Source organism: Rhizobium bangladeshense, from assembly GCF_017357245.1.
Taxonomy (GTDB): domain Bacteria; phylum Pseudomonadota; class Alphaproteobacteria; order Rhizobiales; family Rhizobiaceae; genus Rhizobium; species Rhizobium bangladeshense.
Genome location: NZ_CP071612.1, coordinates 2,047,287 through 2,061,528, shown reverse-complemented (window position 1 = coordinate 2,061,528; position 14,242 = coordinate 2,047,287). Strand labels below are relative to the sequence as shown.

At 62.5% G+C, this 14,242-nt stretch carries 15 protein-coding genes; 2 read left to right on the top strand and 13 right to left on the bottom strand.

Going from position 1 to position 14,242, the window contains the following annotated elements; genetic code table 11:
* Positions 1-307 precede the first annotated feature (307 nt).
* The 3 genes from ntrC to dusB are packed head-to-tail and all read right to left on the bottom strand — an operon-like array spanning position 308 to position 3,926.
* The gene (gene ntrC, locus J2J98_RS10080; protein ID WP_064709018.1) at positions 308-1,759 is read right to left on the bottom strand and encodes a nitrogen regulation protein NR(I); all 1,452 of its coding nucleotides are present in this window, start codon (positions 1,757-1,759) and stop codon (positions 308-310) included.
* A complete protein-coding gene (locus J2J98_RS10075; protein ID WP_064712830.1) occupies positions 1,756-2,910 on the bottom strand; it encodes a two-component system sensor histidine kinase NtrB in 1,155 nt (384 codons plus the stop codon). The genes ntrC and J2J98_RS10075 overlap by 4 nt, the downstream gene beginning before the upstream one ends.
* Entirely contained in the window at positions 2,907-3,926 is a 1,020-nt protein-coding gene (gene dusB / locus J2J98_RS10070; RefSeq protein WP_207603001.1) for a tRNA dihydrouridine synthase DusB, read from the bottom strand. The genes J2J98_RS10075 and dusB overlap by 4 nt, the downstream gene beginning before the upstream one ends.
* A 143-nt stretch (positions 3,927-4,069) precedes the next feature.
* Here dusB and J2J98_RS10065 point away from each other — a divergent pair, with 143 nt between their 5' ends.
* On the top strand, positions 4,070-5,290 hold the full coding sequence (locus tag J2J98_RS10065) for a bifunctional 2-C-methyl-D-erythritol 4-phosphate cytidylyltransferase/2-C-methyl-D-erythritol 2,4-cyclodiphosphate synthase (RefSeq protein ID WP_207603000.1): 1,221 nt from the start codon (positions 4,070-4,072) through the stop codon (positions 5,288-5,290).
* Positions 5,287-5,787 (top strand): CinA family protein, encoded by a 501-nt coding sequence (locus tag J2J98_RS10060; protein ID WP_207602999.1) that lies wholly within the window; start codon positions 5,287-5,289, stop codon positions 5,785-5,787. Before J2J98_RS10065 ends, J2J98_RS10060 begins: the two co-directional genes overlap by 4 nt.
* A gap of 16 nt (positions 5,788-5,803) precedes the next feature.
* Here the strand turns inward: J2J98_RS10060 and J2J98_RS10055 are convergent, their stop codons facing one another.
* The 10 genes from J2J98_RS10055 to J2J98_RS10010 all read right to left on the bottom strand — a co-directional run bounded on the left by J2J98_RS10055 (position 5,804) and on the right by J2J98_RS10010 (position 14,229).
* Positions 5,804-6,259, bottom strand: coding sequence for a type II toxin-antitoxin system RatA family toxin (locus J2J98_RS10055; RefSeq protein WP_138394154.1), 456 nt, complete (start codon positions 6,257-6,259; stop codon positions 5,804-5,806).
* 9 nt (positions 6,260-6,268) lie between these two features.
* Positions 6,269-6,847 carry an AAA family ATPase gene (locus J2J98_RS10050; protein ID WP_207602998.1) on the bottom strand — a complete coding sequence of 193 codons (579 nt, stop codon included), beginning with the start codon at positions 6,845-6,847 and terminating at the stop codon, positions 6,269-6,271.
* A 284-nt stretch (positions 6,848-7,131) separates the two neighbouring features.
* Positions 7,132-8,103 (bottom strand): lipoyl synthase, encoded by a 972-nt coding sequence (gene lipA / locus J2J98_RS10045; RefSeq protein ID WP_138394152.1) that lies wholly within the window; start codon positions 8,101-8,103, stop codon positions 7,132-7,134.
* Between the two features lie 55 nt (positions 8,104-8,158).
* Positions 8,159-8,407, bottom strand: a complete 249-nt coding sequence (locus J2J98_RS10040) for a GlsB/YeaQ/YmgE family stress response membrane protein (RefSeq protein ID WP_064709026.1) — start codon at positions 8,405-8,407, stop codon at positions 8,159-8,161.
* Between the two features lie 31 nt (positions 8,408-8,438).
* On the bottom strand, positions 8,439-8,693 hold the full coding sequence (locus J2J98_RS10035) for a GlsB/YeaQ/YmgE family stress response membrane protein (protein WP_011425215.1): 255 nt from the start codon (positions 8,691-8,693) through the stop codon (positions 8,439-8,441).
* 76 nt (positions 8,694-8,769) lie between these two features.
* Positions 8,770-10,218, bottom strand: coding sequence for a dihydrolipoyl dehydrogenase (gene lpdA / locus J2J98_RS10030; RefSeq protein WP_207602997.1), 1,449 nt, complete (start codon positions 10,216-10,218; stop codon positions 8,770-8,772).
* Between the two features lie 16 nt (positions 10,219-10,234).
* Entirely contained in the window at positions 10,235-10,816 is a 582-nt protein-coding gene (locus tag J2J98_RS10025) for a GNAT family N-acetyltransferase (protein ID WP_064709028.1), read from the bottom strand.
* Between the two features lie 2 nt (positions 10,817-10,818).
* Positions 10,819-11,460, bottom strand: a complete 642-nt coding sequence (locus J2J98_RS10020; protein WP_207602996.1) for an SGNH/GDSL hydrolase family protein — start codon at positions 11,458-11,460, stop codon at positions 10,819-10,821.
* 19 nt (positions 11,461-11,479) lie between these two features.
* Entirely contained in the window at positions 11,480-12,829 is a 1,350-nt protein-coding gene (locus tag J2J98_RS10015) for a pyruvate dehydrogenase complex dihydrolipoamide acetyltransferase (RefSeq protein ID WP_207602995.1), read from the bottom strand.
* A gap of 14 nt (positions 12,830-12,843) precedes the next feature.
* Complete coding sequence (locus J2J98_RS10010) at positions 12,844-14,229, bottom strand: pyruvate dehydrogenase complex E1 component subunit beta (RefSeq protein ID WP_207602994.1); 1,386 nt, start codon at positions 14,227-14,229, stop codon at positions 12,844-12,846.
* Positions 14,230-14,242: the final 13 nt, after the last annotated feature.

Here is a 14,242-nt window from a genome sequence, read left to right as displayed (position 1 = left end):
AACGGATAGGCAACATCCAAGCACAATCTGGGACGCATTCGCCCACTGACCGACCCTCTCTTCCACCGGTTATCCACAGCCTATCCACAGGCGCGGTGACCACGACCGCAGCAACTTCAATGACATTTGCCCGGCGTCAAACAATAGCCCGCAAATACTATGTGACTGTCAAATGACACTGCGTTTTTGTTTGCCGGCGCAGATACAAACCGAAGTCTGGCTCGGATAGATTGATTTCTGTTCCCGACCGAAGCGGCGGATACTGGGAGGAGGTGGCGGTGGGCGAACGAGGAGCCCACCGCCTTTTTCAGGCAGTGCGGGAGCTTCTATAAACCGAGACGCCGAGTTCCCTGATCTTCTTGCGCAGGGTGTTGCGGTTGAGGCCGAGAAGATCGGCCGCCTTGATCTGATTGCCGCGCGTCGCGGTCAGGGCGGCGAGAATCAGCGGATATTCCATTTCGGTCAGCACACGGTCATAGAGGCCCGGCGGCGGCAGGTTTTCGCCGAAGCTTGCGAAATAGCTGCGCATGTTCTCCTCGACCGCCTGAGCGATCGTCATCGAGCCGTTGCGGATCGGCCCCTTGTCGATCGGGCTGTCGGGCACATCCGAGCGCAGCTCGGCATCGATGATCTCGCGGGTGATGACATCCTGCGGATAGAGCGCCATCAGGCGGCGGATCAGGTTTTCCAGCTCGCGAACATTGCCCGGCCAGGCATAGGCCTTCATCAGTTCCAGCGCTTCCTGATCGAAGCGCTTGGAGCCGAGGCCTTCCTTTTCCGCCTGCTGGATGAAATGGCGCACCAGATCGGGAATGTCCTCGGCGCGGTCGCGTAGCGGCGGCAGACGCAGCGGCACCACGTTGAGGCGATAGTAGAGATCCTCGCGGAAAAGGCCCTGGTTGATCGCCTGTTTCAGATCCTTGTTGGTGGCGGCGACGATACGCACGTCGGTTCGGATCGGCGTGCGTCCGCCGACCGTGGTGTATTCGCCCTGCTGCAGCACGCGCAGAAGCCGCGTCTGGGCGTCCATCGGCATGTCGCCGATCTCGTCGAGGAAGAGCGTGCCGCCTTCGGCCTGCTCGAAGCGGCCGGTCGAGCGGGTCTGCGCGCCGGTGAAGGCACCCTTCTCGTGGCCGAAGAGTTCCGATTCGATCAGGTCGCGCGGGATCGCCGCCATATTGATCGCGACGAAGGGGCCATTGCGGCGCTTGCCGTAATCGTGCAGGGCGCGGGCGACGAGCTCCTTTCCGGTGCCGGATTCGCCGGTGATCATCAGCGTCAGGTCGGTCTGCATCAGGCGGGCGAGCACACGGTAGATTTCCTGCATCGCCGCCGAGCGGCCGACGAGCGGCATGCCGTCCTGCATGTCCTCTTCAAGCTTGGCGGGCTTGCGCTTCGGCTCGGCCAGCGCCCGACCTATGATGCCGATCAGCTCGGTCAGGTCGAAGGGCTTCGGCAGATAGTCGTAGGCGCCCTTCTCCGAGGCCTTGATGGCGGTCATGAAGGTGTTCTGCGCGCTCATGACGAGGACTGGAAGATCGGGACGGGCCTTCTTGATCCGCGGCAGGAGGTCGAAGGCGTTTTCATCGGGCATCACCACGTCGGTGACGACAAGATCGCCCTCGCCCGCCGAAATCCAGCGCCAGAGGGTTGCGGCGTTGGAGGTGATGCGAACGTCATAACCGGCGCGGCTCAAAGCCTGGTTGAGCACAGTGCGGATGGCCGCATCATCATCTGCAACGAGGATCGTGGCTGTCATCGAGAAGGTCCTGTCGAGCTTGCGGAAGAAGCATCCTCGAGCGAGGCGTCCTTCGACGCCGGCATGAGAACGCGGAAAGTCGTGCGGCTGTTCTGGCTGTCGCATTCGATGATGCCGCCGTGATCGCCGATGATCTTGGCGACCAATGCCAGGCCAAGGCCGCTGCCATTCGTCTTGGTGGTGATGAAGGGATCGAAGAGATGCGGCAACAGGTCGGCCGGCACGCCGGGGCCATTGTCGTGGACGCAGAATTCCAGTGGCAGCGAGATCTTTTCACGCGTGCCGGCGACCGACAGACGGATGCCGGGGCGATAGGCCGTCGTCAGCATGATCTCGCCGTCCGGCCGATCCCCGACGGCTTCGGCGGCGTTCTTCACCAGGTTGAGGAACACCTGAACGAGCTGATCGCGATTGGCGTAGACCGCCGGCAGCGACGGGTCGTAACTCTCGGTGATGCGGATATTGCGGGCAAATCCCGCCTTGGCGACCGCCTTCACGTGATCGAGCACGGAATGGATATTGACCGGCATGCGGTCAACTGGACGCTCGTCGGAAAAGACCTCCATGCGGTCGACCAGGGAGACAATGCGATCCGTCTCGTCGCAGATCAGCCGCGTCAGCGCGCGGTCGTCATCGATGACGGATTGTTCGAGCAGCTGGGCAGCACCGCGGATGCCGGAGAGCGGATTCTTGATCTCATGCGCCAGCATTGAGGCGAGACCGGTCACCGAGCGGGCGGCGGCCCGGTGCGTCAACTGCCGGTCGATCTTGTCGGCCATCGAACGTTCCTGAAAGACGATCACGACGGCGCCGGGCTCGCTGAGCACGGGTGCGACGTAGAGATCGACGAGCTTGTCCTGGCCGAGGCGCGGCGAACTCAGGTCGACGCGGTATTCGTTGACCGGCGCCTTGCGCTCGCGCACCTGGTCGATCAGGGCGAGCAGCGGACTGCCGAAGGGAATGAAGGTCGAGATCCGGTATCGTGCCAGATGTGAGGCGCTGGCGCCGAAAAAGGCCTCCGCCTCCCAATTGGCGAAGGCGATAAAGCCGGATTCGTCGACCATGACGACGGGGTTCTGGATGGCGTTCAGCACGGCCATGGCGACGGTTCCGCCGGCGTGGTCGGGCGGCGATATCATATCCTTCGTCATGCCGCCTCCCGGCTGTCGAGCGCACCTGCGGCCAGCGCGTCATTAAGGCGCGCCGCTACCTCGCGCGGGTCACGCGAGGTCATGATGTCTGCCTTCTCGCCACCGGCAACCGCGGGAGCAAACCGCTCGAGATACCAGCCGAGATGCTTGCGGGCATGGCGGATCGCCACCGCCTCGCCGTAGAAATCGAGCATCATCCGGTAATGTTCGACGGCGATATGGGGAATATCTTCGCGTCGCGGTTCCGCCGCTCCGGCGAGCACACCGGCATGCCACGGCCTGCCCTGGCAGCCCCGGCCGATCATGACGGCATCGGCGCCGGAGCGGCGTAGAATCTCCTGCGCATCCCCGGCGGTTTCGACATCGCCATTAGCGATCAGCGGAATGGAGATCACCCCGCGAACGGCGCGGATCGCATCCCAATCGGCGCGGCCTTCGTAAAACTGCATGCGGGTGCGCCCATGAATGGTGACGAGCTGAATGCCGGCCGCCTCGGCGCGGCGCGCGATGTCGGGCGCGTTGATCGAATTCTCGTCCCAGCCGAGGCGCATCTTCAGCGTCACCGGGATCTCCACGGCCTTAACCGTCGCCTCGATGAGGCCGAGCGCGTGGTCGGGATCGCGCATCAGCGCCGAGCCGGAATACCCGCCGATCACCTTCTTTGCCGGGCAGCCCATGTTGATGTCGATGATATCGGCGCCATGATCGGCAGCGATCTTCGCCGCTTCCGCCATCCAGTGCGCCTCGCGCCCGGCGAGCTGCACCATATGCGGCCGGAAACCGGCAGCCTTCAGCCGCGCCCAGGATTCGGCCGTATCATTGACCAGTTCGCGGCTCGCCACCATCTCGGTGACGACAAGACCGGCGCCGAAGCGCCAGGCAAGCTCACGGAAGGGCATATCCGTGACGCCGGACATCGGCGCCAGCACAACGCGGTTCCGCACGGACACGGGCCCGATTCGGAAAGGCGCTGCGAGATTCTTGCAAATCAAATGATTATCTTTCAGGCACACCATAGAACTGCATTATTTTTAGCCACAGATCGACGCCTTTGCCAAGGGGGCTCGGGCCGGAATCGATATTTTTTGGGCAGATGCTGGAAAAGGCCAAAGCAAGAGGTTAGAGCACTCCGGTCAATTCCGCATGATTTAGGGGATTTATGCCGCAAATGCCGTCCAAGCAACCGATATCGGCTGGAATTGTCATCGTTGCCGCCGGCCGCGGCGAGCGCGCAGGATCCACCACGGAAGGCCCCAAGCAATATCGCATGATCGGCGGCAAGCCCGTTATCGTCCACACGCTTGAAAACTTCATGACATGGGAAGCTGCAGCTGAGATCGTGATCGTCATTCATCCCGATGACGAGGCGCTGTTTGCGAGAGCGTTTCGCCACATCATCTCGGCGATCCCGATCGAAACGGTGCATGGCGGTGCGACCAGGCAGCAGTCGGTGCTTGCCGGCCTCAGATACCTCAAGGACAAGAATGTCAGCCATGTGCTGATCCACGATGCGGTCCGCCCATTCTTCGACCATGGGCTTCTCGACCGCATTGCCGAGCGCCTTGCCGACGGCGCGCAGGCAGTGCTGCCGGCCATGCCGGTCACCGACACCTTGAAACGCGCCGACAGCGCCGGCACCGTGTTGGCGACGGTCTCGCGCGAGCACCTCTATGCGGCGCAGACGCCGCAATCCTTCGCCTTCGCAGCGATCCTCGACGCGCACGAGAAGGCAGCGGCGAGCGGGCGAAGCGATTTTACCGACGACGCCTCGATCGCCGAATGGTCGGGCATTCCGGTGACGATTGTCGAGGGCACAGGCGATAACGTCAAGCTGACCGTCAAGCGCGATATCGCCATGGCCGACGACAAGCTGTCGGCCTCGCTGCTTCCCGACGTGCGCACCGGCAACGGTTATGACGTACACCAGCTCGAACCGGGCGACGGCGTGACACTCTGCGGCGTGTTCATTACGCATGATCAGAAGCTCAAAGGCCATTCGGATGCCGACGTCGCGCTGCATGCGCTGACCGACGCGCTGCTTGCCACCTGCGGCGCCGGCGATATCGGCGATCACTTCCCGCCGTCCGATCCGCAATGGAAGGGAGCGGCTTCGAAGATCTTCATCGAGCATGCCGCCCGGATCGTGCGCGAGCGCGGCGGCACGATCATGAATGCCGACGTCTCGCTGATCGCCGAGGCACCGAAGATCGGCCCGCATCGCGAGGCCATGCGGGCAAGACTGTCCGAATATCTCGGCATCGATCTCGAACGCTGCTCGGTCAAGGCGACGACCAATGAGAAGATCGGCTTCGTCGGCCGGCGCGAAGGCATAGCGGCGATCGCCACGGCGACCGTCGTCTATCGGGGAACGAAGCGATGAGTCTTTTTCCCGAGGATATCAATTCGGCAGCCGCAGCGATCATCCGCGACTTCACCGCTGCCGGGCTGATGATCTCAACAGCCGAATCCTGCACCGGCGGGCTGATCGCCGGGGCGTTGACCGAAATTTCGGGTTCGTCCGCCGTCGTTGACCGCGGCTTCGTCACCTACACGAACACAGCCAAGATCGAGATGCTCGGAGTGCAGGAGCAAACGCTGCTCGGCTTCGGGGCGGTTTCCGAAGAGACCGCCCGGCAGATGGCGCATGGCGCCCTCTTCCGTTCACGCGCCGCGATCGCCATCGCTGTCACCGGCATTGCAGGCCCCGGTGGCGGGTCGGCGGAAAAACCAGTCGGGCTCGTGCATCTCGCCGCCAAATCGCGGACCGGCGCACTCGTCCACCGAAAGATGCTTTACGGCGATATCGGCCGCAGCGCGGTGCGGCTGGCAACGGTGCGGACGGCGCTGGAGATGGTGCATTCTCTCCTCGCCAGTTGATCCCGGCTGCGATCGTCTATTGCACCGTGACGTAAATCCTGTTCGCCCTTGTCTCGAAGGCTTCAGTGAACATACGGAAGGCGCGGTCGAACATAGAGCCCATCAGCGCGCCCAATATGCGGCTCTTGAACTCATAATCGATGAAAAAATTGATCGTGCAGCCGCCAGCCGGCGTTTCGCCGAAATGCCATCGATTTTCGAGATATTTGAACGGGCCATCGATATATTTGACCTCGATAACGCGCTCGGCCCGGTTCAAAAGCACCTGGGTCGTGAAGGTCTCGCGGATCGCCTTATAACCCACGGTCATGTCGGCCACGAGCAGGATCTTGCCGTCGCGCTCCCTGCGGCTCTTGACGGAAAGCGCCTCGCAGAGCGGCAGGAATTCCGGATAGCGCTCGACATCGGCAACGAGATCGAACATCTGGTCGGGCGTGTGCGGGACGGAACGGTGCGTTTCGAATTGCGGCATAGGCGGCACTTAAGCGGGCCGGTCCAGAAGATCAAGGAGTTCGCGCATCCGGCGGCGGGATTTTAGCTGAAGAACCGGCACATCCGGGCCATGTTCGGGGATGCCGGCTGCATGATCCCGAAGTGCTGCCTCAATCAGTGGCACGCCGTCCCGCTCGAAATTCCACATATAGGCAAGCGCATCCAGCGAGAGGCGCTCAGGGCAGCCGGCAGGCAGTTCGGGACGGTTACGTCCGAAATATCGCAACGTTCTTGAGACGGCGCCGTAGAGGCATGAATATCTTGACGGGCGAAGCCAAATGACGAAATCAGCCCGCGGCAGGCGAAGATGGAAGGAGCTGAGGCCGGTTCCATCCATGATCCAGCGTTCTTCCGCCACGGCATCGCCGATTAGACGGTCAATCTCGCCGCGCGGCCTCTTTCTCCAACCCGGCAGCCAGTAGAAGTCGCGGTCCATGGAGATGTAGCGAAGGCCGAGCGCTTGCGAGAGCTTTTTTGCAAGCGTGCTCTTACCGCTGCCGGGGCAGCCGATCACCAAGATACGGTCGGCTTCGGCAAGCGTCGATTTTGATCCGGATATGACATTCATCGTCGCCTCAAACGCGACACCTCCGCCAAGGAGATCGCCGCGGGTTGCCCCTCATCCGCCTGCCGGCACCTCCTCTCCGTAAACGGGGCGAAGGGAATATGTCGCGACCTCCGCCCCTCGCCGGCCTCTCGCAGGGCACGTCCCCTCGCCCCGTTTTTTGCAGGGAGAGGGTTAGGGTGAGGGGCAGCCATCGGCGTGAATCGGGCAGCAGTGAGACGAGTCCGAGCAGCCGAAGCGTGGGTTAGCCGCTTTATCAGCAGTCTGACAAAACAAGCACTCCAACCTTATTCAGCAGCGATCAGCAGCTTCTTCTCGCGCGCCGCCTTCAGCCGGGCAAAATCATCGCCAGCATGGTGTGACGAGCGGGTCAGCGGGCTAGATGCAACCATCAGGAAGCCTTTGCTGTAGGCGACCGTCTCGTAGGACTTGAACTCCTCGGGCGTGACGAAGCTCTCGACCTTGTGGTGTTTGCGGGTCGGCTGCAGGTACTGGCCGATCGTCAGGAAGTCGACATCGGCCGTGCGCAGGTCGTCCATCAGTTGCAGCACTTCGTTGCGCTCCTCGCCGAGGCCCACCATGATGCCCGACTTGGTGAACATGGTGGGATCGAGCTCCTTCACCCGCTGCAGCAGGCGGATGGAGTGGAAATAGCGGGCGCCGGGGCGAACCGTCAGGTAGTTGCCGGCAACCGTTTCCATATTGTGGTTGAAGACGTCGGGCTTGGCGGCGACGACGCGCTCCAGCGCACCCGGCTTCTTCAGGAAGTCCGGCGTCAGGATCTCGATCGTCGTTGCCGGCGAGGCGGCACGGATCGCCCAGATCACCTTTTCGAAGTGCTCGGCGCCACCGTCTTCGAGATCGTCACGGTCGACGGAGGTGATGACGACGTGGCTGAGGCCCATCTCCCGGACCGCCTTGGCGACGTTTTCCGGCTCGGCCATATCGAGCGCGTTCGGCTTGCCGGTCGCGACATTGCAGAAGGCGCAGGCGCGGGTACAAATCTCGCCCATGATCATGAAGGTCGCGTGCTTCTTGTCCCAGCACTCGCCGATATTCGGGCAGCCTGCCTCCTCGCAGACGGTAACGAGCTTGTGCTCCTTCACGATGGCGCGCGTCTCGGCATAACCTTTGGAGGTCGGCGCCTTGACGCGGATCCAGTCCGGCTTGCGCATGACTTCAGTATCGGGACGATGCGCCTTCTCCGGATGACGTACGCGTTTGGCGTCGGGATTGATCGTGTCGAGAATAGTCACCATTGCAGTATCAGCTTTCCGCCGCCTTATGCGGCACAGTCTCCAAAGCGCGTCGCAATCAGCGCCGCACCAGTCGCGCAAGGAATATCAGCAGGCAGGCCCCGAGGAAACCCGTCACGAAATATCCCAGCCGTCCGCCGGCAAGCTGGACGTGAAATTGGGCGAGGATGGCGGTGGCGACGACCGAGCCGACGATGCCGAGGACGATATTCAGGAAAATTCCGTATCGCGCGTCCATCAGCTTACCGGCGAGCCAGCCTGCAAGCCCACCGATGATGATTGCCGAAATCCAGCCGACGCTTTCCATTCCCGCCCTGCCCTTGCTTGAGCCATTTATCCTATGCGACCGCCCTGGCAACCAGCACCACGATGATGGCGCCGACCGTGGCATGGATGATCTGCACCACCAGCGCATTTTCAATGCCCAGCGAGATGCCGAGCGCGCTGAACAGATAGCCGCCGACGAAGGCGCCGATGATGCCGCTCAACAGGCATCTGATCAACCCGCCGCCACCGACGACGAGACTGGCCAGGAAACCCGCAACCAGGCCGATCAGCAAAAACACCAGCAACGCCTGCGTCTCCATAGACATGATGATTTCCTTTCGCTTTTTCCACCCGACCGGAGCGGCTTCCCACTCATGCAAAAAAGGGCGCCCCCGGAAATTCTCACGCGTTCAGCACACGCCCATAAGCATCGAGTACCGCTTCCTTCATCGTCTCGGACACGGTCGGATGCGGGAAGATCGTATGCATCAGCTCTTCCTCGGTCGTTTCGAGGTTCATCGCGACGACGAAGCCCTGGATGAGTTCGGTGACTTCGGCGCCGACCATATGGGCGCCAAGCAGCTCGCCGGTCTTCTTGTCGAAGATCACCTTCACCATGCCCTGGTCTTCGCCGAGCGCGATCGCCTTGCCGTTCGCCGCGAAGGAGAAACGGCCGACGCGGATATCGCGGCCCAGCTCCTTGGCTTTAGCTTCGGTCAGGCCGACGGAGGCCACCTGCGGATCGCAGTAGGTGCAGCCGGGGACCTTGCCCTTGTCGGTGGGATGAACATTCGGCAGGCCGGCGATCTTCTCGACGCAGACGACGCCCTCATGCTCCGCCTTGTGCGCCAGCATCGGCGGGCCGGCGACGTCGCCGATCGCATAGATGGCCGCGACATTGGTCTTGCCGTAACCATCGGCGACGACGCAACCGCGGTCGGTCTTGACGCCGAGTGCCTCGAGGCCGAGGTTTTCGATATTGCCCTGAACGCCTACGGCCGAAATCATCCGGTCGGCGGTGATCTGCTGCACCTTGCCGTCTGCAGTCTCGACATGGGCGGTGATACTGCCCGCCCCTTTCTCGACTTTGGTCACCTTGGCGCTCGTGAAGATCTTGAGACCGCGCTTTTCCAGCTGCTTGCGGGCGATGGCGGTGATTTCGGCGTCCTCGACCGGCATGATGGTCGGCATGACTTCGACGACCGTGACGTCGACGCCCATCGAACGATAGAAGCTTGCGAATTCGATGCCGATCGCACCCGAGCCCATGACGATCAGCGACTTCGGCAGCACATCCGGCTTCAGCGCCTCGAAATAGGTCCAGATCAGCTTGCCGTCGGGCTCGATGCCCGGCAGCGCGCGCGGACGGGCGCCGGTCGCAAGGATGATGTGCTTGGCGGTATAGGTGCCCTCGCCGCTCTTGACGTTTTTCGGCAGCGGGTGCTGCGGTTCGACGACAGGCTTAGAAGACTTGCCGACGACGATCTCGCCGGGCTTCGAAAGCTTCGCCTCGCCCCAGATGATGTCGATCTTGTTCTTCTTCATCAGGAAGCCGACGCCGGCATTGAGGCGGGCAGAGACAGCACGCGAGCGGCCAACGACCGCCTTGGCGTCCGGCTTGACGGTGCCCTCGAGAATGAGGCCGTAATCCTTGAGATGGTTGGAGTGGTCGAGCACCTCGGCCGAACGCAGCAGCGCCTTGGTCGGTATGCAGCCCCAGTTCAGGCAGATGCCGCCCATATGCTCGCGCTCGACAATCGCCGTCTTGAGGCCGAGCTGGGCTGCACGGATGGCGGCGACATAGCCGCCGGGCCCGGAGCCGATGATGATGACGTCGTAGGATTCAGCCATGTGTTTCCTGCCTTTGTTACGCTGCGCTGCGGGTCATGAGCACCCACGCGTGCCTCTTGCTGTTTTCGAAGAGCGGCACGGCATCAGCGCGCGCAGCCTCCAAGAATCCGTTTCTTCCATAAAGCGACAAAGCCGCTTCGTTGTCGCTTGCGGTGATCAGACTGACGGGCCGCCGATCGGCCCTTTCGATCTGATCCTCCAGCAGCCTCTGTCCGACGCCGATGCCGCGCAGGTGGCTGTAAACGCCGAGACTGCCGATGAACCAGCTTCCCACAACCGTCTTCTGCAAGGCGAGCATCGGCTCGGTCGCCGGAATGGTCGCCTCGATATCGCTTATGTCTTCATCCAGCGCGTGGCCGATCGCCACACCTGCGACCTCGCCATAGGCCTCAGCGACCACCGCGTCCCGCCAGCCTCCGACGGCCTCCTCCTCACTCATCTTCAGCCTGCCCCGCTCCAGCGGCGTGTCGCTCACGCCCTTCGCCACGTCGGCGAACCAGAGCCAGGAGGCAAAGCCATGCGAGGCAATATCCGCCAGAATTGCCAGCTCCGAGGCATCCCGCCGCGAGGCCTGCCGGAGGGCGACGAAGGCGGTCATTCTCAGATCCCCAGCATCATCCGCACGATTGATTCCAGCCCGCGTCCGAGTGCACGCGTATTTTCCGCATCGAGGTGAATTCCGTCGATCGGCGTAGTCTTGGCGACGGAATTGCCGTCGAAAAAGCCACAACCGAGTTCGTCGGCAAGATCGCGATAAAGCGTTGCTAGCTTTGCCGATTCCTCGATGCCGCCGGGAAAGGATGCGGCGAAGGGCACATTGCCCGTCGCGCAGATCGCCGGCGGCGCCACGATCAGGATCTCCGGCCCATCGAATTCGAACGGCCAGGCGTGATTGCGGATCAGCCGCACGAGCCGGCTGATGCCCTGGCAGGCGGCAAAGGCAGAACCGGCCACGACCGGCTTCATGTCGTTGGTGCCGAGCAGAAGGATGACGAGGTCGAGCGGCGCATGCGTCTGCAGGATCGTCGGCAGGATGCGTGCGCCGTTACGATCGCAATCGGCAAGGTGGTCGTCGAAAGCGGTCGTGCGACCGTTCAACCCCTCGGCGATGACACGCACCTCGCTGCCGAGCGCCGCCTGAAGCACGCTCGGCCAGCGGTTCTTGTACTCATGACGGCCGATCGTCTCGGCGTCATAACCCCAGGTCAGCGAATCACCATAGCAAAGAACGGTCTTGGTCATTTCCGCCTCCGCTTCGCTGTCAGACAAGCATGCCCATCGGGTTTTCGATGTAGCCCTTGAAGGCCTGGAGCAGTTCGGCGCCGAGGGCGCCATCGACGCAGCGATGGTCGGTCGAGAGCGTGACCGTCATGACCGACGCAATGGCCATTTCGCCGTTCTTGACGACGACCCGCTGCTCCCCAGCACCAACCGCGAGGATCGTCGCATGCGGCGGGTTGACGACGGCGGCGAAGTTCTTCACGCCCATCATGCCCATGTTCGAGACCGAACTCGTGCCGCCCTGATACTCCTCGGGCTTCAGCTTGCGGTCCTTGGCCCGCTTGCCGAGGTCGCGCATCTCGTTGGAGATGACCGACAGCGTCTTCTGCTCGGCCTTGCGGATAATCGGTGTGATCAGGCCGCCGGGGATCGAAACGGCCACGCCGACATCGGCGTGCTTGTGCTTGACCATGTTGTTGTCGGTCCACGACACATTGGCGTCCGGAACGTCGCGCAGCGCCAGCGCCATGGCCTTGATGACCATATCATTGACCGAGAGCTTATAGGCCGGAGCGCCGTCCTTGCGGGGCGCTGCGTCGTTGAGCTGGGCGCGCAGCGCCATGAGAGCGTCGAGCTCGCAATCAACGCTGACGTAGAAATGCGGAATCGTCTGCTTGGATTCGACCAGGCGCCGAGCGATCGTCTTGCGCATGCCGTCATGCGGCACGAGTTCGTAGGAGCCCGGCTCGAACAGCTTAAGCACGGCATCCTCGGAGGCGCCTTTCGGCGCGGCAGCAGCCGGAGCCGGTGCAGCAGCCTGCGGAGCCGGAGCAGCGGCAGGCGCGGGAGCGGGCTTGGCGCCGCCGGCAAGGGTGGCTTCGATATCGCTCTTGATCACGCGGCCATGCGGACCGGAACCGGCGACGGCCGAAAGGTCGATGCCGGCTTCCTTGGCCAGACGGCGCGCGAGCGGTGAAGAGAAGGTACGGTTGCCACCAGCCGAAACGGCCGCGGGTGCAGCGGCAGGTGCCGGCGCCGGAGCGGCCTCGGTCTTCGCCGGCGCAGCTTCGACTTTCGGCGCAGCTGCGCCCTCTGCCTTGGCGGGAGCGGCGGAACCCGCGCCGCTTGCGGCAGCCGAAACATCTTCGCCATCGGCGGCAAGAACGGCGATCAGGGCATTGACCTTGACGCCTTCGGTGCCGGCGGGAACGACGAGCTTGGCAACGGTGCCTTCATCGACAGCTTCGACTTCCATCGTCGCCTTGTCGGTCTCGATCTCGGCGATCACATCGCCAGACTTGACCTTGTCGCCTTCCTTGACCAGCCACTTGGCCAGATTGCCTTCCTCCATCGTCGGAGAGAGGGCGGGCATCGTGATATTGATCGGCATCGAGATACCCTCCCTTATTTGTAGCAGACAGCCTTCACCGCATCGACAACTTCGCCGACATTCGGAAGTGCCAACTTTTCGAGATTGGCGGCGTAAGGCATCGGCACGTCCTTGCCCGCAATCGTCAGGATCGGCGCATCGAGATAGTCGAAGGCCTGCTGCATGACGCGGGTGGCGATTTCGGTGCCGACCGAGGATTGCGGATAACCTTCCTCGACAGTGACGAGGCGGCCGGTTTTCTTCACCGATTCGATAACCGTGGGAAGGTCCATCGGGCGGATTGTGCGAAGGTCGATCAATTCGACGTCGATGCCGAGCTGTTCGAGTTCGGCGACCGCCTTCGTTGCATAGGTCATGCCGATACCGAAGGAGACGACTGTGGCATCCTTGCCCTGACGATGGATGCGCGCCTTGCCGATCGGGAGCACGAAATTATCGAGCTTCGGCACATCGAAGTGCTGGCCGTAGAGAATTTCGTTCTCGAGGAAGATGATCGGGTTCGGATCGCGAATTGCCGCCTTCAGCAGGCCCTTCGCGTCCGCTGCGGTGTAAGGCATGATGACCTTCAGACCGGGAATGGCGCTGTACCAGGCGGCATAGTCCTGGCTGTGTTGGGCGGCGACGCGGGCGGCGGCACCGTTCGGGCCGCGGAAGACGATCGGCGCACCCATCTGGCCGCCGGACATGTAAAGCGTCTTGGCGGCCGAGTTGATGATCTGATCGATCGCCTGCATGGCGAAGTTGAAAGTCATGAATTCGACGATCGGGCGAAGGCCGGCCATTGCCGCACCGACACCGACGCCGGCGAAGCCATGCTCGGTAATTGGCGTATCGACAACCCGGCGGGGGCCGAATTCCTGCAGCAGGCCCTGCGTGACCTTGTAGGCGCCCTGATATTCCGCGACTTCCTCGCCCATCACGAAGACGTCTTCATTGGCGCGCATTTCTTCGGCCATGGCGTCGCGAAGCGCTTCGCGCACGGTCATCGACACCATTTCGGTACCGGCAGGAATTTCGGGATCGTTCGGAATGACGGCCTTCGGCTCGGCGGGAAGCGGCGCTGAGGCCGAGCCGGTGTTGGTCGGCTTTTCTTCCTGGGGCACCTGGGGTGCGGCGGCGACTGCCGGTTTGGCGGCTGATATATCCGAGGCCGATTCGCCGTCCTGCAGCAGCACGGCAATCTTGGTGTTGACCTTGACGCCTTCGGTTCCGGCATCGACCAGCAGCTTGCCGATGATGCCTTCGTCGACGGCTTCGACTTCCATCGTCGCCTTATCGGTTTCGATTTCGGCAATGACGTCGCCTGAGGTGACCTTGTCACCCTCCTGCTTCAGCCATTTGGACAGAGTGCCTTCTTCCATCGTCGGAGAGAGGGCGGGCATGAGGATATCGATAGGCATGGGTTCCCTCCCC

Coding starts and splice junctions, on each gene's coding strand:
- ntrC (WP_064709018.1), bottom strand. CDS start 1,759: ATGACAGCCACGATCCTCGTTGCAGATGATGATGCGGCCATCCGCACT.
- J2J98_RS10075 (WP_064712830.1), bottom strand. CDS start 2,910: ATGACGAAGGATATGATATCGCCGCCCGACCACGCCGGCGGAACCGTC.
- dusB (WP_207603001.1), bottom strand. CDS start 3,926: ATGGTGTGCCTGAAAGATAATCATTTGATTTGCAAGAATCTCGCAGCG.
- J2J98_RS10065 (WP_207603000.1), top strand. CDS start 4,070: ATGCCGCAAATGCCGTCCAAGCAACCGATATCGGCTGGAATTGTCATC.
- J2J98_RS10060 (WP_207602999.1), top strand. CDS start 5,287: ATGAGTCTTTTTCCCGAGGATATCAATTCGGCAGCCGCAGCGATCATC.
- J2J98_RS10055 (WP_138394154.1), bottom strand. CDS start 6,259: ATGCCGCAATTCGAAACGCACCGTTCCGTCCCGCACACGCCCGACCAG.
- J2J98_RS10050 (WP_207602998.1), bottom strand. CDS start 6,847: ATGAATGTCATATCCGGATCAAAATCGACGCTTGCCGAAGCCGACCGT.
- lipA (WP_138394152.1), bottom strand. CDS start 8,103: ATGGTGACTATTCTCGACACGATCAATCCCGACGCCAAACGCGTACGT.
- J2J98_RS10040 (WP_064709026.1), bottom strand. CDS start 8,407: ATGGAAAGCGTCGGCTGGATTTCGGCAATCATCATCGGTGGGCTTGCA.
- J2J98_RS10035 (WP_011425215.1), bottom strand. CDS start 8,693: ATGTCTATGGAGACGCAGGCGTTGCTGGTGTTTTTGCTGATCGGCCTG.
- lpdA (WP_207602997.1), bottom strand. CDS start 10,218: ATGGCTGAATCCTACGACGTCATCATCATCGGCTCCGGGCCCGGCGGC.
- J2J98_RS10025 (WP_064709028.1), bottom strand. CDS start 10,816: ATGACCGCCTTCGTCGCCCTCCGGCAGGCCTCGCGGCGGGATGCCTCG.
- J2J98_RS10020 (WP_207602996.1), bottom strand. CDS start 11,460: ATGACCAAGACCGTTCTTTGCTATGGTGATTCGCTGACCTGGGGTTAT.
- J2J98_RS10015 (WP_207602995.1), bottom strand. CDS start 12,829: ATGCCGATCAATATCACGATGCCCGCCCTCTCTCCGACGATGGAGGAA.
- J2J98_RS10010 (WP_207602994.1), bottom strand. CDS start 14,229: ATGCCTATCGATATCCTCATGCCCGCCCTCTCTCCGACGATGGAAGAA.